General features: G+C 62.5%; 27 protein-coding genes. 11 read left to right on the forward strand and 16 right to left on the reverse strand.

The window, feature by feature from the left end:
• The first annotated feature begins 35 nt into the window (after positions 1-35).
• Positions 36-2,702, forward strand: a complete 2,667-nt coding sequence (gene alaS, locus ACX3P1_RS11760) for an alanine--tRNA ligase (protein ID WP_459079751.1) — start codon at positions 36-38, stop codon at positions 2,700-2,702.
• Between the two features lie 25 nt (positions 2,703-2,727).
• Here the strand turns inward: alaS and ACX3P1_RS11765 are convergent, their stop codons facing one another.
• Together ACX3P1_RS11765 and ACX3P1_RS11770 are read right to left on the reverse strand one after the other, a co-directional pair.
• Entirely contained in the window at positions 2,728-3,354 is a 627-nt protein-coding gene (locus ACX3P1_RS11765; RefSeq protein WP_459079752.1) for a glutathione S-transferase family protein, read from the reverse strand.
• A gap of 22 nt (positions 3,355-3,376) precedes the next feature.
• Positions 3,377-4,588, reverse strand: coding sequence for an NADP-dependent isocitrate dehydrogenase (locus ACX3P1_RS11770; RefSeq protein ID WP_459079753.1), 1,212 nt, complete (start codon positions 4,586-4,588; stop codon positions 3,377-3,379).
• A 283-nt stretch (positions 4,589-4,871) separates the two neighbouring features.
• Between ACX3P1_RS11770 and ACX3P1_RS11775 the strand changes: the two genes are divergently transcribed.
• From ACX3P1_RS11775 to ACX3P1_RS11785, 3 genes are all read left to right on the forward strand, one after another.
• Positions 4,872-5,783 carry an RNA methyltransferase gene (locus tag ACX3P1_RS11775; RefSeq protein WP_459079754.1) on the forward strand — a complete coding sequence of 304 codons (912 nt, stop codon included), beginning with the start codon at positions 4,872-4,874 and terminating at the stop codon, positions 5,781-5,783.
• Complete coding sequence (gene murI / locus ACX3P1_RS11780) at positions 5,776-6,567, forward strand: glutamate racemase (protein WP_459079755.1); 792 nt, start codon at positions 5,776-5,778, stop codon at positions 6,565-6,567. The genes ACX3P1_RS11775 and murI overlap by 8 nt, the downstream gene beginning before the upstream one ends.
• Positions 6,568-6,630: 63 nt before the next feature.
• Entirely contained in the window at positions 6,631-6,816 is a 186-nt protein-coding gene (locus tag ACX3P1_RS11785) for a DUF3008 family protein (protein WP_459079756.1), read from the forward strand.
• A gap of 51 nt (positions 6,817-6,867) precedes the next feature.
• Here ACX3P1_RS11785 and ACX3P1_RS11790 read toward each other — a convergent pair whose 3' ends face one another.
• Entirely contained in the window at positions 6,868-7,767 is a 900-nt protein-coding gene (locus tag ACX3P1_RS11790; protein WP_459079757.1) for an SDR family oxidoreductase, read from the reverse strand.
• A gap of 115 nt (positions 7,768-7,882) precedes the next feature.
• On the opposite strand from ACX3P1_RS11790, the gene ACX3P1_RS11795 reads away from it, so the two are divergent.
• Entirely contained in the window at positions 7,883-8,284 is a 402-nt protein-coding gene (locus ACX3P1_RS11795) for a winged helix-turn-helix transcriptional regulator (protein WP_459079758.1), read from the forward strand.
• 99 nt (positions 8,285-8,383) lie between these two features.
• On the opposite strand, the gene ACX3P1_RS11800 is transcribed toward ACX3P1_RS11795, so the two are convergent.
• Positions 8,384-8,626: a hypothetical protein gene (locus ACX3P1_RS11800; protein WP_459079759.1), complete on the reverse strand. Its 243-nt coding sequence runs from the start codon at positions 8,624-8,626 to the stop codon at positions 8,384-8,386.
• A gap of 325 nt (positions 8,627-8,951) precedes the next feature.
• On the opposite strand from ACX3P1_RS11800, the gene rpsD reads away from it, so the two are divergent.
• Entirely contained in the window at positions 8,952-9,569 is a 618-nt protein-coding gene (rpsD, locus tag ACX3P1_RS11805; protein WP_459079760.1) for a 30S ribosomal protein S4, read from the forward strand.
• 138 nt (positions 9,570-9,707) lie between these two features.
• Positions 9,708-10,565, forward strand: a complete 858-nt coding sequence (gene ttcA / locus ACX3P1_RS11810; protein WP_459079761.1) for a tRNA 2-thiocytidine(32) synthetase TtcA — start codon at positions 9,708-9,710, stop codon at positions 10,563-10,565.
• Between the two features lie 34 nt (positions 10,566-10,599).
• Here the strand turns inward: ttcA and ACX3P1_RS11815 are convergent, their stop codons facing one another.
• Both ACX3P1_RS11815 and grxD read right to left on the reverse strand, forming a co-directional pair.
• Positions 10,600-11,799, reverse strand: a complete 1,200-nt coding sequence (locus ACX3P1_RS11815; RefSeq protein ID WP_459079841.1) for a multidrug effflux MFS transporter — start codon at positions 11,797-11,799, stop codon at positions 10,600-10,602.
• A 160-nt stretch (positions 11,800-11,959) separates the two neighbouring features.
• Positions 11,960-12,295: a Grx4 family monothiol glutaredoxin gene (grxD, locus tag ACX3P1_RS11820; protein ID WP_459079762.1), complete on the reverse strand. Its 336-nt coding sequence runs from the start codon at positions 12,293-12,295 to the stop codon at positions 11,960-11,962.
• 336 nt (positions 12,296-12,631) lie between these two features.
• Here grxD and ACX3P1_RS11825 point away from each other — a divergent pair, with 336 nt between their 5' ends.
• Complete coding sequence (locus tag ACX3P1_RS11825) at positions 12,632-13,834, forward strand: hypothetical protein (protein ID WP_459079763.1); 1,203 nt, start codon at positions 12,632-12,634, stop codon at positions 13,832-13,834.
• Between the two features lie 22 nt (positions 13,835-13,856).
• Here the strand turns inward: ACX3P1_RS11825 and ACX3P1_RS11830 are convergent, their stop codons facing one another.
• The 7 genes from ACX3P1_RS11830 to purC form a co-directional block, all read right to left on the reverse strand.
• The gene (locus tag ACX3P1_RS11830) at positions 13,857-14,090 is read right to left on the reverse strand and encodes a BolA/IbaG family iron-sulfur metabolism protein (protein ID WP_459079764.1); all 234 of its coding nucleotides are present in this window, start codon (positions 14,088-14,090) and stop codon (positions 13,857-13,859) included.
• 16 nt (positions 14,091-14,106) lie between these two features.
• On the reverse strand, positions 14,107-16,332 hold the full coding sequence (gene purL / locus ACX3P1_RS11835; RefSeq protein WP_459079842.1) for a phosphoribosylformylglycinamidine synthase subunit PurL: 2,226 nt from the start codon (positions 16,330-16,332) through the stop codon (positions 14,107-14,109).
• A gap of 115 nt (positions 16,333-16,447) precedes the next feature.
• A complete protein-coding gene (locus ACX3P1_RS11840; protein WP_459079765.1) occupies positions 16,448-17,035 on the reverse strand; it encodes a hypothetical protein in 588 nt (195 codons plus the stop codon).
• 137 nt (positions 17,036-17,172) lie between these two features.
• Complete coding sequence (locus tag ACX3P1_RS11845) at positions 17,173-17,589, reverse strand: hypothetical protein (RefSeq protein ID WP_459079766.1); 417 nt, start codon at positions 17,587-17,589, stop codon at positions 17,173-17,175.
• Positions 17,590-17,632: 43 nt separating this feature from the next.
• Positions 17,633-18,301: a phosphoribosylformylglycinamidine synthase subunit PurQ gene (gene purQ, locus ACX3P1_RS11850; protein WP_459079767.1), complete on the reverse strand. Its 669-nt coding sequence runs from the start codon at positions 18,299-18,301 to the stop codon at positions 17,633-17,635.
• Between the two features lies 1 nt (position 18,302).
• Positions 18,303-18,545, reverse strand: a complete 243-nt coding sequence (purS, locus tag ACX3P1_RS11855; protein WP_459079768.1) for a phosphoribosylformylglycinamidine synthase subunit PurS — start codon at positions 18,543-18,545, stop codon at positions 18,303-18,305.
• A gap of 37 nt (positions 18,546-18,582) precedes the next feature.
• On the reverse strand, positions 18,583-19,377 hold the full coding sequence (purC, locus tag ACX3P1_RS11860; RefSeq protein ID WP_459079769.1) for a phosphoribosylaminoimidazolesuccinocarboxamide synthase: 795 nt from the start codon (positions 19,375-19,377) through the stop codon (positions 18,583-18,585).
• Between the two features lie 257 nt (positions 19,378-19,634).
• On the opposite strand from purC, the gene ACX3P1_RS11865 reads away from it, so the two are divergent.
• On the forward strand, positions 19,635-19,955 hold the full coding sequence (locus tag ACX3P1_RS11865; RefSeq protein WP_459079770.1) for a DUF1476 domain-containing protein: 321 nt from the start codon (positions 19,635-19,637) through the stop codon (positions 19,953-19,955).
• Positions 19,956-20,069: 114 nt separating this feature from the next.
• Entirely contained in the window at positions 20,070-20,843 is a 774-nt protein-coding gene (locus ACX3P1_RS11870; RefSeq protein WP_459079771.1) for an HpcH/HpaI aldolase family protein, read from the forward strand.
• Positions 20,844-21,057: 214 nt separating this feature from the next.
• Here the strand turns inward: ACX3P1_RS11870 and ACX3P1_RS11875 are convergent, their stop codons facing one another.
• Positions 21,058-21,606, reverse strand: a complete 549-nt coding sequence (locus ACX3P1_RS11875; RefSeq protein WP_459079843.1) for an RBBP9/YdeN family alpha/beta hydrolase — start codon at positions 21,604-21,606, stop codon at positions 21,058-21,060.
• Positions 21,603-21,860 (reverse strand): hypothetical protein, encoded by a 258-nt coding sequence (locus ACX3P1_RS11880; protein ID WP_459079772.1) that lies wholly within the window; start codon positions 21,858-21,860, stop codon positions 21,603-21,605. The genes ACX3P1_RS11875 and ACX3P1_RS11880 overlap by 4 nt, the downstream gene beginning before the upstream one ends.
• Here ACX3P1_RS11880 and ACX3P1_RS11885 point away from each other — a divergent pair.
• Positions 21,853-22,668 (forward strand): VOC family protein, encoded by an 816-nt coding sequence (locus ACX3P1_RS11885; protein WP_459079773.1) that lies wholly within the window; start codon positions 21,853-21,855, stop codon positions 22,666-22,668. The two genes, ACX3P1_RS11880 and ACX3P1_RS11885, sit on opposite strands and share 8 nt — an antisense overlap.
• A 79-nt stretch (positions 22,669-22,747) precedes the next feature.
• Here the strand turns inward: ACX3P1_RS11885 and purB are convergent, their stop codons facing one another.
• Positions 22,748-24,055, reverse strand: a complete 1,308-nt coding sequence (gene purB / locus ACX3P1_RS11890) for an adenylosuccinate lyase (protein WP_459079774.1) — start codon at positions 24,053-24,055, stop codon at positions 22,748-22,750.
• Between the last annotated feature and the right edge of the window lie 57 nt (positions 24,056-24,112).

The raw sequence follows: 24,112 nt of genomic DNA on the forward strand, positions 1-24,112 counted from the left end.
CGACTTGCGGCGATTTTTCGAAAAAGGCGGCATTGATGAGCGGCGTGAACGAAATCCGGTCGGCATTCCTCGACTATTTCCGCGGGCAGGGCCATGAGGTCGTGGCCTCGAGCCCGCTTGTCCCGCGCAACGATCCGACCCTGATGTTCACCAATGCCGGCATGGTGCAGTTCAAGAACGTCTTCACCGGCTTGGAGACGCGGCCCTATTCGCGCGCCACCACCTCGCAGAAATGCGTTCGTGCCGGCGGCAAGCACAACGACCTCGACAATGTCGGCTATACGGCGCGCCACCACACGTTTTTCGAGATGCTCGGCAACTTTTCGTTCGGCGACTATTTCAAGGAACGCGCCATCGAGCTTGCCTGGAACCTGATCACCAAGGAATTTGGCCTCGACCGCAACCGCCTGCTGGTGACGGTTTATCATACCGACGATGCGGCCGCCGGGTTCTGGAAGAAGATCGCCGGGCTGCCCGACGAGAAAATAATCCGCATCGCTACCAGCGACAATTTCTGGGCGATGGGCGATACCGGCCCTTGCGGTCCCTGCTCGGAGATTTTTTTCGACCATGGTGATCACATTCCAGGTGGCCCTCCCGGCAGTCCCGATGAGGACGGCGACCGCTTCATCGAGATCTGGAATCTCGTCTTCATGCAGTTCGAGCAACTGACGAAGACCGAGCGCGTGGAGCTTCCCCGCCCGTCCATCGACACCGGCATGGGGCTGGAGCGTGTCGCCGCCGTCATGCAGGGCGTTCACGACAACTACGACATCGACCTGTTCAAGGCGCTGATCCGTGCCTCGGAAGAGGCGACCGGCGTGAAGGCCGAAGGCGCCAACCGCGCCAGCCACCGCGTCATTGCCGATCATCTGCGCGCGTCCAGCTTTCTCATCGCCGATGGCGTCCTGCCGTCGAACGAAGGGCGCGGTTATGTGCTTCGCCGCATCATGCGCCGCGCCATGCGCCATGCGCAATTGCTGGGGGCTGCCGATCCGCTGATGTGGCGGCTGGTGCCGGCGCTGGTGCGCGAAATGGGCCAGGCCTATCCCGAATTGGTGCGCGGCGAGGCGCTGATTGCCGAGACGCTGAAGCTTGAAGAGAAGCGCTTTCGCAAGACGTTGGCGCGCGGCCTTGGCCTGCTCAACGAGGCGACCGAGGGCATGTCCAGCGGCGGCCGTCTCAACGGCGAGACGGCGTTCAAGCTCTACGACACCTATGGCTTCCCGCTTGATCTCACTCAGGATGCGTTGCGCCAGCGCGGCGTTTCCGTCGACATCGAAGGCTTTGACGCCGCCATGGCGCGCCAGAAGGCCGAGGCGCGGGCGCACTGGTCCGGCTCCGGCGAGGCGGCGACGGAGGCCGTCTGGTTCGGCGCGCGTGAAAAGGCCGGCGCGACCGAATTCCTGGGCTACGCCACCGAGCAGGCCGAAGGCATCGTCGAGGCGCTGGTCAAGGACGGCGCTGTCGTCGATAGCGCGGTCACGGGCGACGCGATCGCCGTCGTCGTCAACCAGACACCGTTCTACGGCGAGTCCGGCGGGCAGATGGGCGATGCCGGCACTATCTCCGGCGAGGGTTTCGTCATCGAGATCACCGACACGCAGAAGAAGGGCGACGGCCTGTTCGTGCATTTCGGCAAGGTCGCCAAGGGCACGGTCAAGACCGGCGCTGCGGTCGAACTCAAGGTCGATCATGCCCGCCGTACACTGCTGCGCGCCAACCATTCAGCCACGCATCTGGTCCACGAGGCGTTGCGCGAGGTGCTCGGCACCCATGTCGCGCAAAAGGGCTCGCTGGTAGCACCCGAGCGGCTGCGCTTCGATTTTTCCCATCCAAAGCCGATTTCCGCTGAGGAACTGGAGCGGGTCGAGGCCATGGCCAACGCCATCGTTGTCCAAAACAGTCCTGTCACCACCCGTTTGATGAGCGTGGACGACGCCATCGCCGAGGGTGCGATGGCGCTGTTCGGCGAAAAATACGGCGACGAGGTCCGCGCCGTGTCGATGGGCACGGCGATTCTCGGCGAAAAGGCGGGAAAGCCCTATTCAGTGGAACTGTGCGGCGGCACCCATGTCGGCGCGACCGGCGATATCGGCCTGATCCGGCTGGTGTCGGAGGGGGCGGTGGCGGCCGGCGTGCGGCGCATAGAAGCGATGACGGGTGACGCCGCGCGAAAGCACCTGGACGAGCAGGACAAGCGGCTCAAGTCGGCGGCCTCGGTGCTGAAGGTCGCGCCTTCCGATGTTCCGGCCCGCGTCGAAGCGTTGCTCGACGAGCGCAAGAAGCTTGAAAAGGAACTGACGGAAGCGCGCAAGAAGCTCGCGCTTGGCGGCGGCTCGACCGCCGACGGCGCGAGCGAGAACGAAATCGTCGCCGGCGTCGGCTTTCTGGGCAAGGCGGTCAGCGGCGTTTCGCCCAAGGACCTGAAGCCGTTGGCGGATGCCGGCAAGCAGGCGCTCGGCTCCGGCGTGGTCGTGTTCGTCGGTGCCGGCGAAGACAACAAGGCGAGCGTCGTCGTGGCCGTCACGGACGATTTGACCGACCGCTTCAGCGCGGTCGATCTGGTGCGCGCCGCTTCCGCAGCGCTTGGCGGGCAGGGCGGCGGTGGCCGGCCGGACATGGCGCAGGCAGGCGGCCCGGACGCCTCCAAGGCCGGTGAGGCAATCGCGGCGGTCAGGGCAGCGCTTCAGGCGGCCTGAGTCAAACGGGTCAGGTTTTGGCGGATCAGGTTTTGGGTTCGGTGGCTGCGTAGGTCGGCAGTTCGCTCAAGCGCTGCCACCAGTCGGTAATAGCCGGGTGCTCGGCGACGAGCGCCCTGCCTTCTGGCGCTTTTAGAAAATAGCCGATGATCGGGCCGGCGTGCAGGTCGGCCAAGGTGACATGGTCGCCGAGGAGCCACGACCCCGGACGTTTCAACTGCGATAGAACCTTCAGGACCGTAGCGGCAGTGCGCAGCCCGGCGGCGATCAGAGCTTCATCGGGTTTCGGCTTTTCCAGTCTTTCGACGGCTACGTCCCAGACCATCGCGCGGTAGGCATAGGCGTCGAGCAGGCCGATGATCTGGTTCATGACCGCGCGGTCGCGCGCGCTCGACGGCTGCAAGGCAGGCCCGGCAAAAGCTTCGTCGACATAGTGGCTGACGGCGCTGGTTTCGAAAAATTTCAGGCCGTCATGCTCGAAAGCTGGAATGCGGCCGAAAGGATGGATCTCGAGATACCATCCAGGCGGCCCATCGGCTGCAAAGACGTCGACCGGAACGAGGTCGTAGCCGACGCCCTTCTGTTCAAGGGCAAGCCTGACGATCCGTACATAGACGCTGTAGTCTGCGCCGAATACGACAGGCTTGCTCATTGGAGTTCTGGGGAGTTCTGGCTTACGCCATCGCCTTCTGCAGGTTCTCGTCGATCTTGTCGAGGAAGCCGGTGGTCGACAGCCAGGGCTGGTCGGGGCCGATCAGCAGCGACAGATCCTTGGTCATGAAACCTGATTCCACCGTCTGGATGCAGACCCTTTCCAGCGTTTCGGAAAAGCGCTTCAGATCGGCGTTACCGTCCAGCTTGGCGCGGTGCGCCAGGCCACGCGTCCACGCGAAGATCGAGGCGATGGAGTTGGTCGAGGTTTCCTGGCCCTTCTGGTGCTGTCGGTAGTGGCGGGTAACGGTGCCGTGCGCGGCCTCGGCTTCCACCGTCTTGCCGTCCGGCGTCATCAGCACGGAGGTCATCAGGCCGAGCGAGCCAAACCCTTGCGCCACCGTGTCGGACTGCACGTCACCGTCATAGTTCTTGCAGGCCCAGACATAGCCGCCCGACCATTTCAGCGCGGATGCCACCATGTCGTCGATCAGGCGGTGTTCGTAGGTAATCTTCTTTTCCTTGAACGCATCCGCGAATTCCTGATCGAAAACCTCCTGGAAAATGTCCTTGAAGCGGCCGTCATAGACTTTCAGGATCGTGTTCTTGGTCGAGAGATAGACCGGATAGCCGCGCAGCAGGCCGTAGTTCAGCGAGGCGCGGGCGAATTCGCGGATCGATTCGTCCTGGTTGTACATGGCCATGGCGACGCCTGAACCCGGCGCGTCGTACACTTCGTGCTCGATGGTCTGGCCGTCTTCGCCGACGAACTTGATCGACAGCTTGCCCTTGCCAGGAAAGCGGAAATCGGTGGCCTTGTACTGGTCGCCGAAGGCATGGCGGCCGACGATGATCGGCTTGGTCCAGCCGGGAACCAGGCGGGGCACGTTCTTCATGATGATCGGCTCGCGGAAAATGGTGCCGCCCAGAATGTTGCGGATGGTGCCGTTCGGCGACTTCCACATCTTCTTGAGCTTGAATTCCTCGACGCGCTGCTCGTCGGGCGTGATCGTGGCGCATTTCACGCCGACGCCGTGCTTCTGGATGGCGTGGGCGGCGTCGATGGTGACCTGGTCGTTGGTGGCGTCGCGATGCTCGACACCGAGATCGTAGTAGTCGATGGTCAGGTCGAGATAGGGGTGGATCAACTTGTCCTTGATGAACTGCCAGATGATGCGGGTCATCTCGTCGCCGTCGAGTTCGACGACCGGGTTCGCCACCTTAATCTTCGCCATGGAATAATTGCCTCGCTGCAGGAATGAAACGGCGTCGTCCAGATTGGCTTCGGCCGGGATGCGGTTCGTATAGCAAAGGGTTCCAGCAGGCGCAAACGCTGGAAACGCAGCTTCTGGGCCATCTCGGTCGAGGCCGGCCGGTGCCGCCTTTCTGGTTGTTCGACGGCATCGGGAGACATGGCTGGCGGCGCCTTTTGCGCGCCGGTGCTAGCGAAAGCTTCATTTTCGCGGCGAAATATGGCAGGGACGCTGAAATGCCGCAAATTGCAGTTCATTGACCATCATGGCCCCCATCGCAAATCCTGCCCCAACGCCGCACCCCGGTTCGGCCATCACCCCGGCGATTGTCCTTGTCGAGCCGCAGCTTGGCGAAAATATCGGCATGGTGGCGCGCGCCATGGCCAATTTCGGCCTGTCCGAGCTTCGCCTCGTCAATCCGCGCGACGGCTGGCCTAGCGACAAGGCGCTTGCCGCCGCCAGCAACGCCAACCATGTCATCGAAGCCACGCGGGTGTTCGACAGCCTGGAAACCGCGATTGCCGACCTGCAATTCATCTTTGCAACGACCGCCCGCCAGCGCGACGGCTTCAAGGAAGTGCGCGGGCCGGTCGAGGCGGGCCGGATGCTGCGGACGCGCAGCGTGTCGGGCCAGCGCATCGGCATCCTGTTCGGGCGCGAGCGCTTCGGCCTGTACAACGAGGAAGTGGCGCTGGCCGACGAGATCGTCACCTTTCCCGTCGATCCGAATTTTGCCTCGCTCAACATCGCCCAGGCGGTGCTGCTGATGTCTTATGAATGGATGAAATCCGGTCTGGAGCGGGAAACGGCGACCAACTTCGCCGCGCCTGAAATGGCGCCTGCCAGCAAGGAGCAGTTGCACGGCCTGTTCCGCCACCTGGAGGCGGCGCTCGATGCACGCGGCTACTTCCGGCCACTGCCCAAGAAGCCGAAGATGGTCGACAATCTGCGCTCGGTGCTGACGCGTCCCGGCTTTGCCGAGCCGGAATTGAAAGTGCTGCGCGGCGTCGTTGCCTCGCTCGACTATTTCTCGCCGAAGGAACCGCGCGGGGCCGGCTATCCGAAGCGCAAGGAAGAGGTCGACCGGCGCATGCGCAAGGGCGGTGGCGGCAGAAGCGACGCAGCCGGGAAGACTGGCGACGCAGCCGGGAACAACGGCGAGGCGGGCAATGACTGAGCGGCCGGTGCTGCTCTTCGATTCTGGCGTCGGCGGCCTCACCGTGCTGCGCGAAGCACGCGTGCTGATGCCCGAACGCCGCTTTGTTTATGTCGCCGACGACGCCGCGTTTCCCTATGGCGACTGGGAAGAGGGCGCGCTGCGGCAGCGGATTGTCAAGCTGGTGGGTGAATTGATCGCCGCTCACGACCCCGAACTGTTCGTTATCCCCTGCAATACGGCTTCCACGCTGGTGCTGGCCGACGTGCGCGAAGCCTATCCCGACACGCCGTTCGTCGGCACCGTTCCCGCAATCAAGCCGGCGGCCGAGCGCACGCGGTCCGGGCTGGTGTCGGTGCTGGCGACGCCGGGAACGGTCAAGCGCCAATATACGCGCGACCTGATTACGCAATGGGCGTCGAAATGCCATGTGCGCCTGGTCGGCAGCGGAAATCTGGCGCGTCTCGCGGAAGCCTATATGCGTGACGGTTTCGTCGACGAGGAACTCGTGCGCGGCGAAATAGCGCCTTGCTTCATCGAACAGGACGGGCGGCGCACGGACATCGTGGTGCTAGCCTGCACGCATTATCCGTTCCTGGTCAACCGCATGCGCAAGACCGCGCCCTGGCCGGTCGACTGGCTGGACCCGGCCGAAGCGATTGCGCGGCGCGCTCTGTCGCTGCTGGGCGGGCGCGGCAATACGAGCAACGCCCAGGTCGGCGAGGATATCGCCATCTTCACCTCGGGAGCGCCGGATTTCGCGACGTGCCGGCTCATTCAGGGGTTCGGGCTGAAGCCGGTCTGATTTTCTGCGGAACGGTGCGCTGGCCAGGGCGTTTCCTCCCTTCAACAGCAAGGGAGAAAACCCATGCCAGCCACTTCCAAGGCACAGCAGAAAGCCGCCGGAGCGGCCCTTTCGGCCAAGCGCGGCGAGACGAAGAAGAGCGAACTCAAGGGCGCATCGCGCGAAATGTACGATTCCATGAGCGAAAAGCAGTTGGAGGAGTTCGCCGAAACCAAGCGCAAGGGCTTGCCCGACAAGAAGGGTGACTGAAGGGCTTGATGCCCTGCCGTGTAGAATGCGGCAGGGCAATTTCAGGGTAATTTAGGAGGCGGCGGGTGCGGTGAACTTGCCCGCGTTCTCCGTCAGCCAATCTCCGAAGGTACGTGGCTTGCGCCCGGTTAGAGCTTCGAAGTCCTTGGAATCGCCATCCAGATGGCCCGCCTTTATGGCGGCGTCGAATGATCCGAGAACAGTCGCCACCGGGGCCGGGATGCCGGCACCGATCATGCCTTGGATCAGGCCTTCAAGCGGTACATGAACGACGCCCAGCGGCTTGCCTGTGGCCTTGCTGACAAGCGCTGCTATTTCGTCGGTCGTGTATGAACCCGACCCGGACAGGGTCAGCGTACGCTGTCCCTGAAAGCCATCGGCAAGAGCGGTCGCTGCGGCGAGCGCCTGATCTTCGCGCCAGATATGGGCGAGCTTGCCCTGGCCAGCCGCGCTGTACCATTGGCCGGACGCCAGCGCTTGCGGTATCGAATGAAACAGGTTCTCGAAATACCAGCTGTTGCGCAGCATGCTCCAGCCGGGGACGCCGCTTTGCGCGATGGCGGCTTCCGTGCCGGCATGGTCCGGGGCGAAGGTGACAAGCGACGTCTCGACGTTTGGCAGCGAGGTGTAGGCGATGTGGTCGACGCCGGCCTTGGCGGCGGCTTTCACAGCTGCCTTGTGCTGCTTGAGGCGGGTGCCTTCGGCATCCAACGCGTCGGTGCTGATGATCAGCAGGCGTTTTACGTCGGCAAAGGCCTGATCCAGCGAGGCGGCGTCGTTGAAATCGGCGGCACGGATGGCGACGCCGCGCGCCGCCCAGGCGGATAGCGTTTCCGGTTTCCGGCTCGCGGCGGCAATGCGGCCGGGCTCGATCTTCAGCGTCGTGATGAGATGGTGCAGAACGCTCTGGCCAAGATGGCCGGAGGCGCCGGTAACGAGAAAATCGGTCATTATGCGAATCCTGTTGACGGTGGTCTCAAAATGAGAGCAAGTTTACTATATGCACGTTGGTGCTCTGCCAAAAGAAGGCAGTTTTTGAGAACCAGGTTACTTCGAGGGAACCGCCATGAGCGAGCAGGCGCGGATAGCAAAAACCATCAAGGCAAGCGTTGCCATCGCCGATGGCCTGGCCAACTGTCCGATCCGGGATGTGCTCGACCAGATCGGCGACAAATGGAGCACGCTGTTCATCTCGCTGCTCGGCGAAAAGTCGCATCGTTTCGGCGAATTGCGCCGCGCCGTTCCCGATATCTCACAGCGCATGCTGACACAGACGCTGCGCGACCTGCAGCGCGACGGGCTTGTCAGCCGGCATGTATACCCGACCGTGCCGCCATCCGTGGAATACAGGCTGACGCCGCTCGGTCAGTCCCTGCTGGAGCCCTTGTCGCATTTGATCCGCTGGGCTGAGGTCCACCACTCCCACATAAAAGCGGCGCGTGGCGAGTTCGAACTGCAGAGCGCCTGAAAGCTCCGCGAGCGAATATAAGAAACACGAACATGCTTTCGGTTTCAAAAAAGACGACGCTCGAAAACGCCGCTTTTCTAAGCTGCCAAAGCTTTGAGCTTATCTTACCGGGTGGCAGCGCCGTACGTTGTAGCGGACGACTTGCTTGCGGTGGTGGCGCCAAACCACCTTCTTTCTCACGACCGTGCGGCAGACCTGACGGTGGTGACGCTTGCCTCGGTAATCTGGCCGATGGTGCTGCGACTGGTAGTGATCGCCGGGGCGAGCCATGGCCGGCGCGGCAGCGAGCGACGTGCCCGCCATCATCGCGACGCCGGCAAGAACCAGAAAGAATTTTCTCATATGTAGTCTCCTCGAATTAGCCGTGTATCGCGATAATGTTCGCAACCATCGCCGCGACCTGATTTAACGGCGGGGCACATGAATGGTTGCTGAACCGTTTTTCCGGAAACGGGAGCCGGAACTTGACACCGGCCACCCATCGGTCTATCCACCCGCCAACACCGGGCGGCGACGCTCGGTGCTTTCTTTTGACGTGTCCCGTGGGTTATTTTCCGCTTCGCGCGGAGAAAACCCTGTCAGGCTTCGAAAACGGAGCCAGAGGAGGGCGCGTTTCCTTCACCTGGACCATGAGGTTCCGGGTGCTATTTTTTGAAAAGGGAATGCGATGAGCAAGCGCGAATCCGCGAAATACAAGATCGATCGCCGTCTTGGCGAAAATATCTGGGGCCGCCCGAAGTCCCCGGTCAACAAGCGTGAATACGGCCCCGGCCAGCACGGCCAGCGCCGCAAGGGCAAGCTTTCCGATTTCGGCATTCAGCTGCGCGCCAAGCAGAAGCTGAAGGGTCACTATGGCGACATGTCGGAAAAGCAGTTCCGCAAGGCCTATGACGAAGCCAACCGCCGCAAGGGCGATACTTCCGAAAACCTGATCGGCCTGCTCGAATCGCGCCTGGACGCCGTCGTCTACCGCGCCAAGTTCGTTCCGACTATTTTTGCCGCGCGCCAGTTCGTCAACCATGGTCACGTCAACGTCAACGGCAAGCGCACCAACATCGGTTCGTACCGCTGCAAGGCGGGCGACGTCATCGAGGTCCGTGAGAAGTCCAAGCAGTTGACGATCGTGCTGGAAGCGGTCGGCCTGGCCGAGCGCGACGTGCCGGACTACATCGAAGTCGATCACAACAAGATGGTCGCGACCTACTCGCGCGTTCCCGTCCTGTCCGACGTGCCGTTCGCGGTGCAGATGGAACCGAACCTGGTCGTCGAATTCTATTCGCGCTGACCCTTCGTTTTAGTCCAGAATTCGAAAAGGCCGCCCTCGAGGCGGCCTTTTCTTTGGTTCGCAGGTTCGTTAAGCCGTACCGATGAAATTGTGGACCCCACGGAGCCCTGGCGCTCCATCATTTGCCGGCGATCCGTCATGAATATAATTGCTGAACCGCCAGTCGCCGACACGCTTGCCGAGGGTGGCTGCCACCCGATGTTTGCGCAAGCGCGCTCCTCGGTCGAGTTCAACAAGCTGCGCAAGCGACTACTGCGCCAGACGCGGCAGTCGCTCGAGGATTTTGCCATGGTCAAGCCCGGCGAGCGCTGGCTGGTGGCGCTGTCCGGCGGCAAGGATTCCTACGGCCTGATGGCGCTGCTGCTCGACCTCAAATGGCGCGGCCTGCTGCCGGTCGAACTTTTGGCCTGCAATCTGGATCAGGGCCAGCCGAATTTCCCGAAACACATCCTGCCGGATTATCTCGACGCCAATGGCATTGCCCATCGTATCGAGTACCAGGACACCTATTCCATCGTGACCGACAAGCTGCCGGAAAACAGCACCTATTGTTCGCTGTGTTCCAGGCTCCGGCGCGGCCATCTTTACCGGATCGCGCGCGAGGAGGGGTGTTCCGCGCTGGTTCTCGGCCATCATCGCGAAGACATTTTAGAAACCTTCTTCCTGAACCTGTTCCATGGCGGAAGGCTCGCCGCCATGCCGCCGAAACTCCTCAACGACGAAGGCGATGTGATGGTGCTGCGGCCGCTCAGCTATTGCGCGGAGGCTGATATGGCGAAATTCGCCAACGCCATGAATTTCCCGATCATCCCGTGCGATCTCTGCGGCAGCCAGGACGGCCTCCAGCGCAACCTCTTGAAGGCGATGCTCGACGACATCGAAAAGAAGATGCCGGGCCGCAAGGATACGATGATCCGCGCGCTCGCCAATGTGCGGCCCTCGCACCTGCTGGACAAAAGCCTGTTCGATTTCGCCGGGCTTGCGCTGCCCGGCTGATCGCATAGCCGGCGCTGTTAGACAGCCGGCCCCGTCATACCGCTGGATTATGCGGCTGGAACAGCTTGCCGCGCTCGGCGATGAACACCATCAGCAAGGCCACGATCGAGACGCCGCAGAAGCCGGCGGCCAGCGGCATGACCGTATCGTCGTACATCTGGCCGATGAAGGTTCCGATGATGCCGCCGCCAAAGGTCTGCGTGAAGCCAAGCACGGAGGAAGCCGTGCCGGCGACATGACCGAGCGGTTCCATGGCGAGTGCGTTGAAGTTCGAGCCGAGTAGGCCGAACAGCATCATATCCAGCGTGAACAGGGTGACGAATATCGCGAAGGGGATCGGCCCGACAAGCGACAACACAAACCACAAGGTGCTGACGGCGATGAAGCCGATCAGCGCGCCCTGGGACAGACGCCGCATGCCGATGGCGCCAACGAGCCGCGAATTGAGATAGTTGGATGCCGCCATCAGACTGGCGACGGCGGCGAAGACAACCGGAAACCACGCGCCCAGCCCATAAAGCTCGACATAGACCTGCTGCGCCGAATTGATGAAGCCGAACAGCGCCCCGAACGTCGCCATGCCGGCCAGCGTGTAGCAAAGCGCGGCACGGTTGGACAAGACGATAAGGAACCCGCCCGTTATCGCCGCCCGCGTAAAGGGGCGGCGATATTCCGGGTGCAAAGTCTCGGGCAGCCGCAAGAAGGCCCATGCCGTGACGACGAACGCTCCGACGCCCATGGCGACGAAGATCCAGTGCCATGACAGGAAGATCATGATGATCTGGCCGAGCCCCGGCGCGACAACGGGCACAGCCATGAACACCATGAACACCAGCGACATGATTTCCGCCATGCGCCGCCCGCCGAACGAGTCGCGGATGATGGAGACCGAGATGACGCGGGTGGCCGCTGCGCCGATGCCCTGCATGAACCGGCAGAGAAGAAGGGTGGCGAAATCCGGCGCGACCGAAGCCGCGATGGCCGAGACGATGTAGATGACGAGGCCGACCAGCAGCGGGCCGCGCCGCCCGAAACGGTCGGAGACAGGACCGAACGCCAGTTGCGCGATGCCGAACGAGAGAATGTAGGCCGTGATGATATACTGGCGATGGTTGGCGTTCTCGACACCGAGCGCCGCGCCCATCTGCTGGAGGCCGGGCAGCATGATGTCGATGGCCAGCGCGTTGAGCGCCATCAACGCTGCGCACAGCGCGATGAATTCCCAGCGCGGGATAGGCAGTATCATGTCCTGCTTCGGCGCGTGCGGTCGTTGATCCATGACGGGTCCGATCGTTCAAACGAAAATGCGCCGGTTGGCCGGCGCATCGTTGTCTGTTGTCCCCTGCAGGGGAAGCGAAGTGGCAATCGGGCGGGGCGGCCCGATCATGCAATGTTCAGGCGGCGCCTTTGACGCTGACGCCCTTTTCAACGAGGAACGACTGCAATTCGCCAGCCTGGAACATCTCGCGCACGATGTCGCAGCCGCCTACGAATTCGCCCTTTACATAGAGCTGCGGAATGGTCGGCCAGTTGGAGTATTCCTTGATGCCCTGCCGCAGTTCGGCCGAATCGAGCACGTTGACGCCCTTGTAGTCAGCTCCGATGTGGTCGAGAATCTGCACGACCTGGCCGGAAAAGCCGCATTGCGGGAAGCCGGGCGTACCCTTCATGAACAGCACCACGTCGCTGCTCTTCACTTCGCTGTTGATGTAATCGTTGATGGCGCTCATATCGAAATTCCCTTGTTATCCGGATTCAAGGTCCGAACCGCATTGTTGCCCCCTAGATAACATGCAGGCAGGGTATTTCCATAGTGTTTTGCCAATAGCTCGATCAAAATAGCTGAAGAGTCGGGCGATGCGGCGATTGGTGGCGGACGCGGGCAGGGTTTCCGCGATAGGTGATCATGCCGTTTTCTCCGGCATCGCGCCGCGCCGCCGGCCGTTGCTTTCGACCGCGAAAGAGGCGAGATAGCGAACGCGGCGCGTTTGGGAATCTTCGAGAAAATTCCGCGCATGCGGCGGTTCTGAGGCGCTTTTGCCGATACCCGAGACAAGAAGAGACGGATGCCCGAGATCAGGAAAAGGCCCGAGATCAGGAAAAGGGTTGTTTTGCATTTTCCGGGCTTCGAGCCGCTGGATGCCGAGGCGCATCGTAGCCGCTACGCGCGCTCGGCCATGCAAAGCGCCCAGGTTTGGAATTGCCGGATCGAGGCCGGACCGCTCGGTGGCGACAAGAATGCGCCGGCCTTTTCGGTCCAGGCGTCGGGGCCGGATTGGCGCACGGAAAGCCATGTCCATCTTTTCGATCACGATGGCCTGATCGCCACGCTGAAGGCCAGATCGCCGCTTGCCCGGCTGGCCGCGGGCTATCGCAGTGCCGTGCGGGTGGTCTGGCATGGCGGGTTGGTCGGCTATTTTCGCCACGCCTGGCGCTTCGGGCTGTTCTTCCTGTTTCCGTTCCTGTTCGTCGCAGCCGGCTTTGCCGCGCTCATGGGCGCCGCATCGCTGCCCGTCCTGTTCGGCTTGCCGGTGTGGAATTTCATCTGGAGCCTGCCTGCGGCCCTGCTGATATTCTTCAGGCTTTTCCTGCCCTGGGCTGAGCGTATGCACGCGCTGCACCAGTTCGACGATTGGGGGCTGGCGGTTTCGCTTGCCTGCATGGATGATGCAGCCGCAAACGCCCGGCTGGAAGAATGCGTTGCCGCCGCCCGCGCGGCCTTTCGAGAGGCGGCGGACGAATATCTGGTCACGTCGCACAGCATGGGATCATCCGTCGCCGTGCATGTCATCGGTGCGCTGCTGGAACGGGAGCCGGACATTCTCGCCGGCAAGACCGTCGTTTTCGCAACGCTCGGTGGCGCGGTCCTGCAATGTTCGGTGCTGAAACCCGCAAAAGTGTTGCGTCGCCGCGTCGGCGTCATCGCGCGCTGTCCCGATATTTTCTGGCTGGACGTGCAGTGCCTGACCGATGTGATCAACTTCTATCGGGCCAAGGTCGTGGAAGCGGCAGCCTTCGCGGAATTGCCGCAGGCGCGCATCCTGTTCATCCGCTTCAAGCACATGCTCACGCCCGAGCGCCATAACAGGATCAAGCGGGACTTCCTGCGCATGCACAGGCAGTATGTGCTGGGGCCGGACCGGCGCGCGGCCTACGATTTCAGCCTGATGACCGCAGGGCCGTTTCCTGCAAGCGATTTCGCCGGGTTCAGCCCTGATCGTATGGCGCCGCTTGGGCAGGACGGCGCCATCGGATCGGCCGCTCCGTAGCGGGTCAGTCGGGGTTAAGCTGTCAGTCCGGCGCGCTGGTCTGTAGCGCCAGCGCATGCAGCACGCCGCCCATATTGCCCTTCAACGCCTCATAGACCATCTGGTGCTGCTGCACGCGGCTCTTGCCGCGAAAGCTTTCCGCCACCACTTCCGCCGCATAATGCTCGCCATCGCCGGCAAGGTCGCGGATCGTCACCTGGGCGTCCGGAATGCCTTCCTTGATCATTTTTTCGATGTCGTGCGCGTCCATGGCCATGCTTTTTGTTCCTTGCTCAGGTTCCCATGAAGCGGGGGAACCATGATTCGTGAGCTGTGGTCAGTTCGCCGACAGGTATCGCACGCGCATTGCCGAGTTTCAATTCGCTGCCGCCGGACGTGCCGATTTGCGGAGCGGATATGCCCAGTTCCCGGGCCTGCGCCTGCAGCGCTTCGAAACGTGCGTCAGTCGCCGGGAAGGCCAGAGTCACCAGATAGCGGCCCTGATCCTCGCCGAAGAATTGCGGGATCGGATCGCCGTCGTTGAACTGGTCGACGACCGCGCCGATGCCCGACGCCATCGCCATTTCGGCAAGCGCCACGGCCAGCCCGCCATCGGACAGGTCGTGGACGGCGGTTGCCTGGCCGGAGCGGATCAGGCCGCGCACGAAATCGCCGGCCTTCTTCTCATGCGCGAGATCGACCGGCGGCGGCGGACCGTCGGCGCGACCATGAATGTCGCGCATATAGATCGACTGGCCGAGATGCGCACCCAACCAATCCGGCGCGCCGACGAGCAGGATCGTCTGGCCCTCGCCGGCAAAGCCGACGCGCGCCATATGCGCCCAGTCGTCGATGAGACCGACGCCGCCGATGGTTGGGGTCGGCAGGATGCCCTGACCGTTGGTCTCGTTGTAGAGCGAGACGTTGCCCGACACGATCGGGAAGTCGAGCGCGCGGCAGGCTTCGCCGATGCCTTTGATCGCGGCAACCAGTTGCCCCATGATTTCAGGCCGTTCCGGGTTGCCGAAATTCAAATTGTCGGTGGCCGCCAGCGGTAGCGCACCGGTCGCGGTCAGATTGCGCCAGCATTCGGCCACCGCCTGCTTGCCGCCTTCGAACGGATCGGCCTCGCAATAGCGCGGCGTCACATCGGAGGAGAACGCCAGCGCCTTGGTCTGATGGCCCTCGACGCGCACCACGCCGGCGTCGCCGCCGGGCAGTTGCAGCGAATTGCCCTGAATCAGCGTGTCATACTGCTCCCAAACCCAGCGCCGCGAGGAGAGGTCCGGTCCGTTCAGCATCTTCAGCAGCGCATCGGCGACATCGGCCTGCGGCACGTCGTCGGCGGCGAGCGGTGCCGGCTTCTTCGGTTCGACCCATGGTCGGTCGTATTCGGGGGCCTTGTCACCCAGATCCTTGATCGGCAAATTGGCGACTACCTCGCCCTGATGCGTGACGCGAAAACGCAGATCGTCGGTGGTCTTGCCGACGATGGCGAAATCCAGGCCCCATTTGACGAAGATGGCCTTGGCTTGCGCTTCCTTTTCAGGGCGCAGCACCATCAGCATGCGTTCCTGGCTTTCGGAAAGCATCATCTCGTAGGCGCTCATGCGTTCTTCGCGCACCGGCACGGTGTCGAGGTCAAGCAGGATACCGAGATCGCCCTTGGCGCCCATTTCCACCGCCGAGCAGGTCAGGCCGGCAGCGCCCATGTCCTGGATGGCGATGACCGCGCCCGACGCCATCAGTTCGAGGCTGGCTTCGAGCAGGCATTTTTCGGTGAAGGGATCGCCGACCTGAACGGTCGGGCGCTTCTCGTCGATCTTGTCGTCGAATTCGGCCGAAGCCATGGTCGCGCCGCCGACACCGTCGCGGCCGGTTTTGGCGCCGAGATAGACCACCGGCAGGCCGACGCCCTTTGCTTCCGACAGGAAGATGGCGTTGGTCTTGGCTAGGCCCGCCGCAAAGGCGTTGACCAAAATATTGCCGTTGTAGCGCGCATCGAAATTGACCTCGCCGCCGACCGTCGGCACGCCAAACGCGTTGCCGTAGCCGCCAACGCCGGAAACGACGCCCGCCACCAGATGTTTCGTCTTGGGATGATCGGGCGCACCAAAGCGCAGCGCGTTCATCGCCGCGATCGGCCGCGCGCCCATGGTGAACACATCGCGCAAGATGCCGCCGACGCCGGTCGCCGCCCCCTGATAGGGCTCGATATAGGACGGGTGATTGTGGCTCTCCATCTTGAAGACGACGCAGTCACCGTCGCCGATATCGACCACGCCGGCATTCTCGCCCGGCCCCTGGATGACCACGTCGCCGGTGGTGGGCAGCGTGCGCAGCCATTTCTTAGATGATTTGTAGGAACAGTGCTCGTTCCACATGGCCGAAAAAATGCCAAGCTCGGTGTAGGTCGGCTCGCGCCCGACCAGATCGAGGATGCGCTGGTATTCGTCGGGTTTCAGCCCGTGCGCGGCGATCAGTTCAGGGGTGATCGGGAGAGTATTGGAAATCGTCATCGCAAGGGTCGCGTCCAGCTTGTGTGTCCGCGTCCTCATAGCGTATGCGCCGGGCGGATACACCCCCGATGGCTGGAGAAATGACTGAAACCGACCCGCAGGGGCGTTTGTCCCGTCATGTATTCCGCTGCATCCAGACGCCGAAGCACGCCAGATAAAAATAGGCGAAAAACTCCACCACTTCTTCCGTGCCCATCACGCCGTACCTTTCGCTGATCTCCGCGCTGATGAGGAGCAGGGCCGAAATCCAGATCGGCCAGAACACATGGATTCTCTGGATCGAGAACACGGCGAAAAAGTGCCGTCGTCTGATGAACAGCGCGATGGCCGCGATGGTCAAGAATAGCCCTATGGTAACGTTTTTCCATTGCTGATCGGGAAAGCACATGCCGCCATCGTAGAATGAACTGTCGCAGCGTGGTGTTTCGCGCACGATCGCGCTCGCCAAAACCAGGGCGATTGGAATGCACATCGTGCCGATCGGGTCGTTGGAACGTGCCGCGCGAAAGACGAACAACGCTGCCGCCGACGTCAGTGCGACCATCTCAAGCGTCTCGACCGGGCCGTTCTCGCTGAAAACGGTGGCGATGAGTTCAGGGTAAGGCTGATACCACCATCCGATCAGCAATCCGACGCCGAACAGCATTGCCCCGGCGGTCAGCCACGGCACAGCTTTCGGATGAATGGTCTGTTTGGACGCCACTTGCAAACCCTAACCAGCAAACCCCGATACGGATTTGCACTCAACAGCGTTGATTCGGGAAGTCGGCAAACGCCTTTTACGCTGGTAAAGCTGTTGCGGGCCGGTGCGCCGAAAGCATCAGGCCCGTGCGGAAAGAGCTATACGGTCGCACCGCAGTCACTGCTGCCGCTCTGCCAGCGGGCGATGTCGGAGCCGATGCGCCCGCCCAGCGGCTCGCTCATCAAGGGGCCGAACACCTCGACGCGGCTCGAACTACCGGTAGCCTGCACCACGAGCAGCGGCTTTCCGCCATAATGCTTGGCCGGCACCAGCAGGAAGCGCGGCGTGCCGCCGAAATTGTTCAGTTCGTTGGCCATGCTGTAGGCCTTGAAGGCGGGGTCCTTCGAGGCGATCCAACATCGGTGCGCGGCAATCGCCACCTGTTCCATGGCTTTCAGCGATGCGCTTTTGCCCGAACTGGCCGCAGGCGTCTTGGTGCCCGACTGGCACGAGGCCAGCGCCAGGCCGGCAACAGCCAGGAGCGCGGCGCGGGCGATGGCTGAAAGTGTATTCATGCGTCCGTACCGTCTCTTGAAGGGATGAATAAGGGCGATGCGGTCAGGCGGCGATGCCAAGCGCGCTTTCAAACAGCGCGCGTCCGTCCGAACCGCCATGGGCCGCTTCGATCAGGTTTTCCGGATGCGGCATCAGGCCAAGCACGTTGCCGCGCGCATTGACGATGCCGGCAATGTCGTTGATCGAGCCATTGGGGTTGGTGCCTTCGGCATAGCGGAACACCACCTGGCCTTCGCCTTCGATGCGGGCAAGCGTCTCGGCATCAGTGAAATAATTGCCGTCGTGATGCGCGACCGGGCAGGAGATGACCTGGCCCGGCTGGTAGTTGCGGGTAAAGGCGGTGTTGGCGTTGGCGATTTGCAGCTTCACCTGCCGGCAGACGAATTTGAGCGAGGCGTTGCGCATTAGCGCTCCGGGCAGCAGGCCGGCTTCGACCAGGATCTGGAAGCCATTGCAGACGCCGATGACCATGACGCCCTTGGCCGCTTTTTCGGCGACGGCCTTGAGGACCGGCATGCGCGCCGCAATCGCGCCGCAGCGCAGATAGTCGCCATAGGAAAAGCCGCCGGGAATGGCGATGAGGTCGACATCGGGAATTTCCGTGTCGGTCTGCCACACGGTGAGCGGCGGCGTGCCGGAAATCTTGGTCAGCGCCGCGATCAGGTCGCGGTCGCGGTTGAGGCCAGGGAGGAGGACAACGGCTGATTTCACCTCAGGCGATCTCCACCGCGTAATTCTCGATCACCGTATTGGCCAGCAGCTTGTCGCACATGGCTTTCAGGTCGGCTTCGGCCTTGGCCTTGTCGGTGGCGGCAAGCTCGAGGTCGAACACCTTGCCCTGCCGGACCTGGCCGACGCCGTCGAAGCCGAGACCGGACAGGGCATGCTCGATCGCCTTGCCTTGCGGGTCCAGCACGCCATTCTTGAGGGTTACGGTGACGCGGGCTTTTATCACTTGACGCGGTGCTCCTGCATTTTACGCGCAAAAATTATCAGTGCGGCTTGCCTTTCGGGCCGTCGGTCGAGGCGACCAGCACCGGCCCGCTCGGGCGCGGCGGCTCGTTCTCGTTCATGATGCCGAGGCGGCGGGCCACTTCCTGATAGGCTTCGACCAGCCCGCCCATGTCGCGGCGGAAGCGGTCCTTGTCGAGCTTGTCCTGCGTCGCCACGTCCCACAACCGGGCGCTGTCGGGCGAAATCTCGTCGGCCACCACGATGCGCATCATGTCGCCCTCGAACAGGCGGCCGCATTCGATCTTGAAATCGACGAGCTGGATGCCGACGCCCATGAACAGGCCGGAAAGGAAGTCGTTGACGCGGATGGCCAACGCCATGATGTCGTCCAGTTCCTGCGGCGAGGCCCAGCCGAAGGCGGTGATGTGCTCTTCGGAGACCATCGGGTCGTCCAGCGCATCGGCCTTGTAGTAGAACTCGATGATCGAGCGCGGCAGCACGGTGCCTTCCTCGATGCCGAGGCGCTTGGCCAGCGAGCCGGCGGCAACGTTGCGCACCACGACTTCCAGCGGGATGATCTCGACTTCCTTGATCAGCTGCTCGCGCATGTTGAGCCGGCGGATGAAGTGGGTCGGGATGCCCATGCGGTTGAGATGGTTGAAGATGTGCTCTGAGATGCGGTTGTTGAGCACGCCCTTGCCGTCGACGATTTCGTGCTTCTTGGCATTGAAGGCGGTCGCATCGTCCTTGAAGAACTGGATAAGGGTTCCCGGTTCCGGCCCTTCATAGAGGATCTTGGCCTTGCCTTCATAAATGCGGCGGCGATTTTTCATATGAATTTTCTCTGAAATCTGAGCGGGCACTCGGCAATCTGCGTAGCGCCCTGCATGAACTAAGGCTGCGGCGGAAAGTTTCAATCCGGGGTCTATCGCAAACGCGCCGTTTGCTCAATCGGCAAATCCGCTCGACCACCGCTTTCACGGCTTCTTGCTGACGGAACATATTGACCGATCGTTGCCCTTTTGGTTTGTGCATAAGGTACACATATCTATCGTCATCGAATCGGCATTTTGACCCGGAGGGCCACCCCATGAGCAACATGAAAGACCGTCAGGAAGGGTTCGAGCGCAAGTTCGCGCTGGACGAGGAGCAGAAATTCCGCGCCGTAGCACGCCGCAACAAGTTGCTTGGCCTGTGGGCCGCCGAAAAGCTCGGCAAGAGCGGGGCCGATGCTGATGCCTATGCCAAGGAAGTGATCAATTCCGACTTCGAGGAAGCCGGCGACCATGACGTGTTTCGCAAGGTCCGCAAGGATTTCGATGCAGCCGGCGTCGAACAGTCCGACCATCAGATCCGCCGTACCATGGACGAACTGATGGCAACCGCTGCCGAGCAGGTCAAGAACAGCTAAGGCCGCATAAGGCGCAATCGCTGGACCAATCGACCGTCCGCTTCTCGCGGACGGTTTTCTTTGCCTTTCCAGCGGTTTCCGGGTGATGCTGGAATCGATGAGCGAGGAATTGTCATGCCCCTGAAGGCCCGTCTGTCTGCCGATGAAACGCTATGCACGGCCTGGTCGGGCGTGCCGGATGCCTTGACGGTCGAGATCGTCGCCAGGCAAGGCTTCGATGCGGTCACGCTCGACATGCAGCATGGCGGCCACGGCGAGGACAGCGTCTTGCGCTGCATCGCGCCCATCCAGGCGGCAGGCAAGCCGGCGCTGGTGCGCATTCCCGTCGGCCGCTTCGACATGGCCAGCCGCGCGCTCGATTTCGGTGCTGAGGCGGTGATTGCGCCGATGGTGAATTCGGTCGCCGATGCAAAAGCCTTCGCGACGGCGATGAAATATCCGCCGCTTGGGCAGCGTTCGTGGGGGCCGACCTACGCCTTCCCGCGCCACGGCAAGGGAAGCCAGGCCGAATGGCTGCATGAAAGCAACCAGCGCACGCTGGCCTTCGCCATGATCGAGACCCGCGCGGCGCTGGATGCGCTCGACGACATCCTCGACGTGCCCGGCATAGACGGGATTTTCGTCGGCCCCTCCGATTTCTCCATCGCCTGGACGAATGGCGGCCAGGTCGATTCGACGCTTGAGGACATGATGGGGGCGGTCCAGTCCATTGTCGAACGCACCCGCAAGGCCGACAAATACGCCGCGATCTACATCATGGACCCGGCGATTGCGGGACGCATGGTGAAGATGGGCTACCGGCTGCTTGCCTTCGGTTCCGAACACAGCCTGATCGCGGCCGGCGCAAAAAGCGCGCTCGCCAATGTGAGAGCGTCTATCGACGCGTAGTTCGTTGAGCGCGTGATGTTGCGCGCGTTTCGTCCAGCACCCCTCATCCGTCGCCTGCGGCGCCACCTTCTCCCACAAGGGGAGAAGGAATAGAATCGCGCGCCAGTCTTGCCTTCTCCCCTTGTGGGGCCGAAGGGCGGGCGAGGCCCGTGACTCGCCCAGGGTGGTGGATCGACGCGTAGCGGCGAGACGGATGAGGGGTGTTGGCTGAACCCTAAAGCTTGCTCAGAAAGCTGGCGAAGGTCATCGATCCTTCCGGCCATGGGCCGTGGCCGGAATCGGCGTTGATGTGGCCGGCTTCGCCCGCGTCGATCAGCAGCGATCCCCATGTTGAAGCAAGGTTTTCCGCTACGTCGAAGACGCAGAACGGATCGTTGCGGCTGGCGATCAGCATGGATGGAAACGGCAGTTTTTCGAGCGGATAGGGGCCGAAGGTCATCAAATGCTTCGGCCTAAGTTTCGGATTGGCGACATCGGGAACCGCCACCAGGAATGCGCCAGCGATCGGCTTCACGAATTCCGGAATGGCCTGGATCACCGCCGGTACGCCCAGCGAGTGGGCGATGAGGACGACTGGCTTTTCCGCGGCGTTCACCGCCTTCGCCACATTGGCCACCCAGTCCGCGCGCACCGGCTTCGACCATTCGGCCTGTTCCACGCGCCGCGCGCTCGACAACCTGCCTTCCCAGCGGGTCTGCCAGTGGTCGGGGCCGGAATTGGTATAGCCCGGCACGATGAGGATATCTGCGTCCTTGACTTTCATGCTTCGCATGTAGCGAGCCGCGCCGCCGCTTGCAACGGGCGAGGCACCAGCGTCGGTACGGAATTGTGAACACCATGTTCGATTTTTGCTGTCTTGTGTGAACGATGGCGATCACCGATCTTCAGGCAGACAAACGAGCGCTCGTTGCCAACGACGACAATGCGTTCGACACGACGAACAACCCCCGGCAGCGCCGGCTTTCCGATCACGGAAGCATAAGCGGGTGCCGCGCCAATGGAGCCTGACATGGACAAACTGCCTTTTGCCGCCACGACCCCGGTGAGCGTTTCACGCGTCGGCCTGAAAGCCCGCGACGCGGACGCGCTCGCCGCCTACTACCGCAGCGTCGTCGGTCTGCAGGAGCTTTCCCGCGACGCCGGGTCTATTACGCTGGGTGCGGCCAACCGGCCGTTGCTGGTCATTGAAAACGACCCCGCCGCCAAGCCGGACGATCCGCGCAGCGCCGGCCTGTTCCACACCGCGTTCCTGCTGCCGGAGCGTGCCGATCTCGGCCGCTGGATCAACCACGCCATCGCGGAAAAAATCCAGATCGAGGGCGCCTCGGACCATATCGTCAGCGAAGCGCTCTATTTGACCGACCCCGAAGGCAACGGCATCGAAATTTACGTCGACCGACCGCATGAAAGCTGGAAATGGACCGACGGGCAGGTCGCCATGGCGACCGACCGCATGGATATTCCGGGCGTCGTCGGCTCGGTCCCGGCCGGAGACGCCGGCTGGCAGGGCGCGCCTGAAAACACCGTGGTCGGCCATGTCCACCTGCGCGTCGGCGACTCGCGCGCGGCGGAAGCGTGGTGGCACGAGCAGTTCAACTTCGACACGGCGGCGAAATACGGCTCGCAGGCGGTGTTCCTGTCCTCGGGTGGTTATCATCACCACATCGGCGCCAACACCTGGCACAGCGCCGGCGCAGGACCGCGCGATGCAGGCCGAACCGGCCTGTCATGGGTCGAGATGCGCTCGGCCAACGCGACAAGCGCATCGACGTCCCAGGACCCTTGGGGGACGGTTATTCGCACGGTGCCGGACAAGGCGGCTTGAGGTTTTACTCAAGCTGAATTTCCTGAGCCGGTTTTGCTGCCTTTGATGCCGCGACGCTTCCACCAAATGCGACGGAGGCCTACGCTTCCCCGAACACCCGCTTGAAAATCGTATCGACATGCTTGGTGTGATAGCCGAGGTCGAATTTCTCGCGGATTTTGGCTTCGGGCAGGGCGGCCGTCACTTCCTTGTCGGCCAGCAGTTCCTCAAGGAAATCAGCGCCGTGCTCCCATACCTTCATGGCATTGCGCTGCACCAGCCGGTAGGAGTCCTCGCGGGAAACGCCGGCCTGAGTCAGCGCCAGCAGCACGCGCTGCGAATGCACGAGGCCGCGGAACTTGTTCATGTTCTTCAGCATGTTGTCGGGATAGACCAGCAGTTTGTCGATGACGCTGGTCATCCGCGCCAGCGCGAAATCGAGCGTCACCGTCGCGTCCGGCCCGATCATGCGTTCGACCGAGGAATGCGAAATGTCGCGCTCGTGCCACAGCGCCACGTTTTCCATGGCCGGCAGGGCGTAGGAGCGCACCATGCGGGCTAGGCCGGTCAGGTTTTCGGTCAGCACCGGGTTGCGCTTGTGCGGCATGGCCGACGAGCCTTTCTGGCCCGGCGCGAAATACTCTTCCGCTTCCAGCACCTCGGTACGTTGCAAATGGCGAACTTCGATGGAAAGCCGCTCGATGGAAGAGGCGATGACGCCGAGCGTGGCGAAGAACATGGCGTGGCGGTCGCGCGGGATCACCTGCGTCGACACCGGCTCCGGCTTCAGACCGAGTTTTGCAGCGACATGCTCCTCCACATAAGGGTCGATATTGGCGAAAGTGCCGACAGCCCCGGAAATCGCGCAGGTGGCGATGTCTTCGCGCGCGTGAACCAGCCGCTCGCGGGCGCGGGAAAACTCCGCATAGGCTTGCGCCAGTTTGACGCCGAAGGTGGTCGGTTCCGCGTGGATGCCGTGGCTGCGGCCGATAGTGACGGTGTCCTTGTGCTCGAAGGCGCGCCGCTTCAGCGCCGCCAGTAGGCCGTCGATATCGGCCAGCAGAAGGTCGGCGGCCCGCGTCATTTGCACGGCCAGGCAGGTGTCTAGCACGTCCGACGAGGTCATGCCCTGGTGGATGAAGCGCGAATCCGGCCCGACAAATTCGGCCAGATGCGTCAGGAAGGCGATGACGTCATGCTTGGTGACGCTTTCGATCTCGTCGATGCGGGCAACATCGAATACCGCGGCCCCGCCCTTCTCCCAGATCGTCCTTGCCGCTTCCTTGGGGATCACGCCGAGTTCGGCCAATGCGTCGCAGGCATGCGCCTCGATCTCGAACCAGATGCGGAAGCGCGTTTCCGGTGACCAGATGGCGACCATTTCGGGCCGCGAATAGCGAGGGATCATGGCGGGCGTGTCCTTGGTGGAGGGATCGTGGCCGCGTCCTATCAGAGGGGAGCAAAA

It is taken from the genome of Mesorhizobium sp. A623, assembly GCF_054489405.1.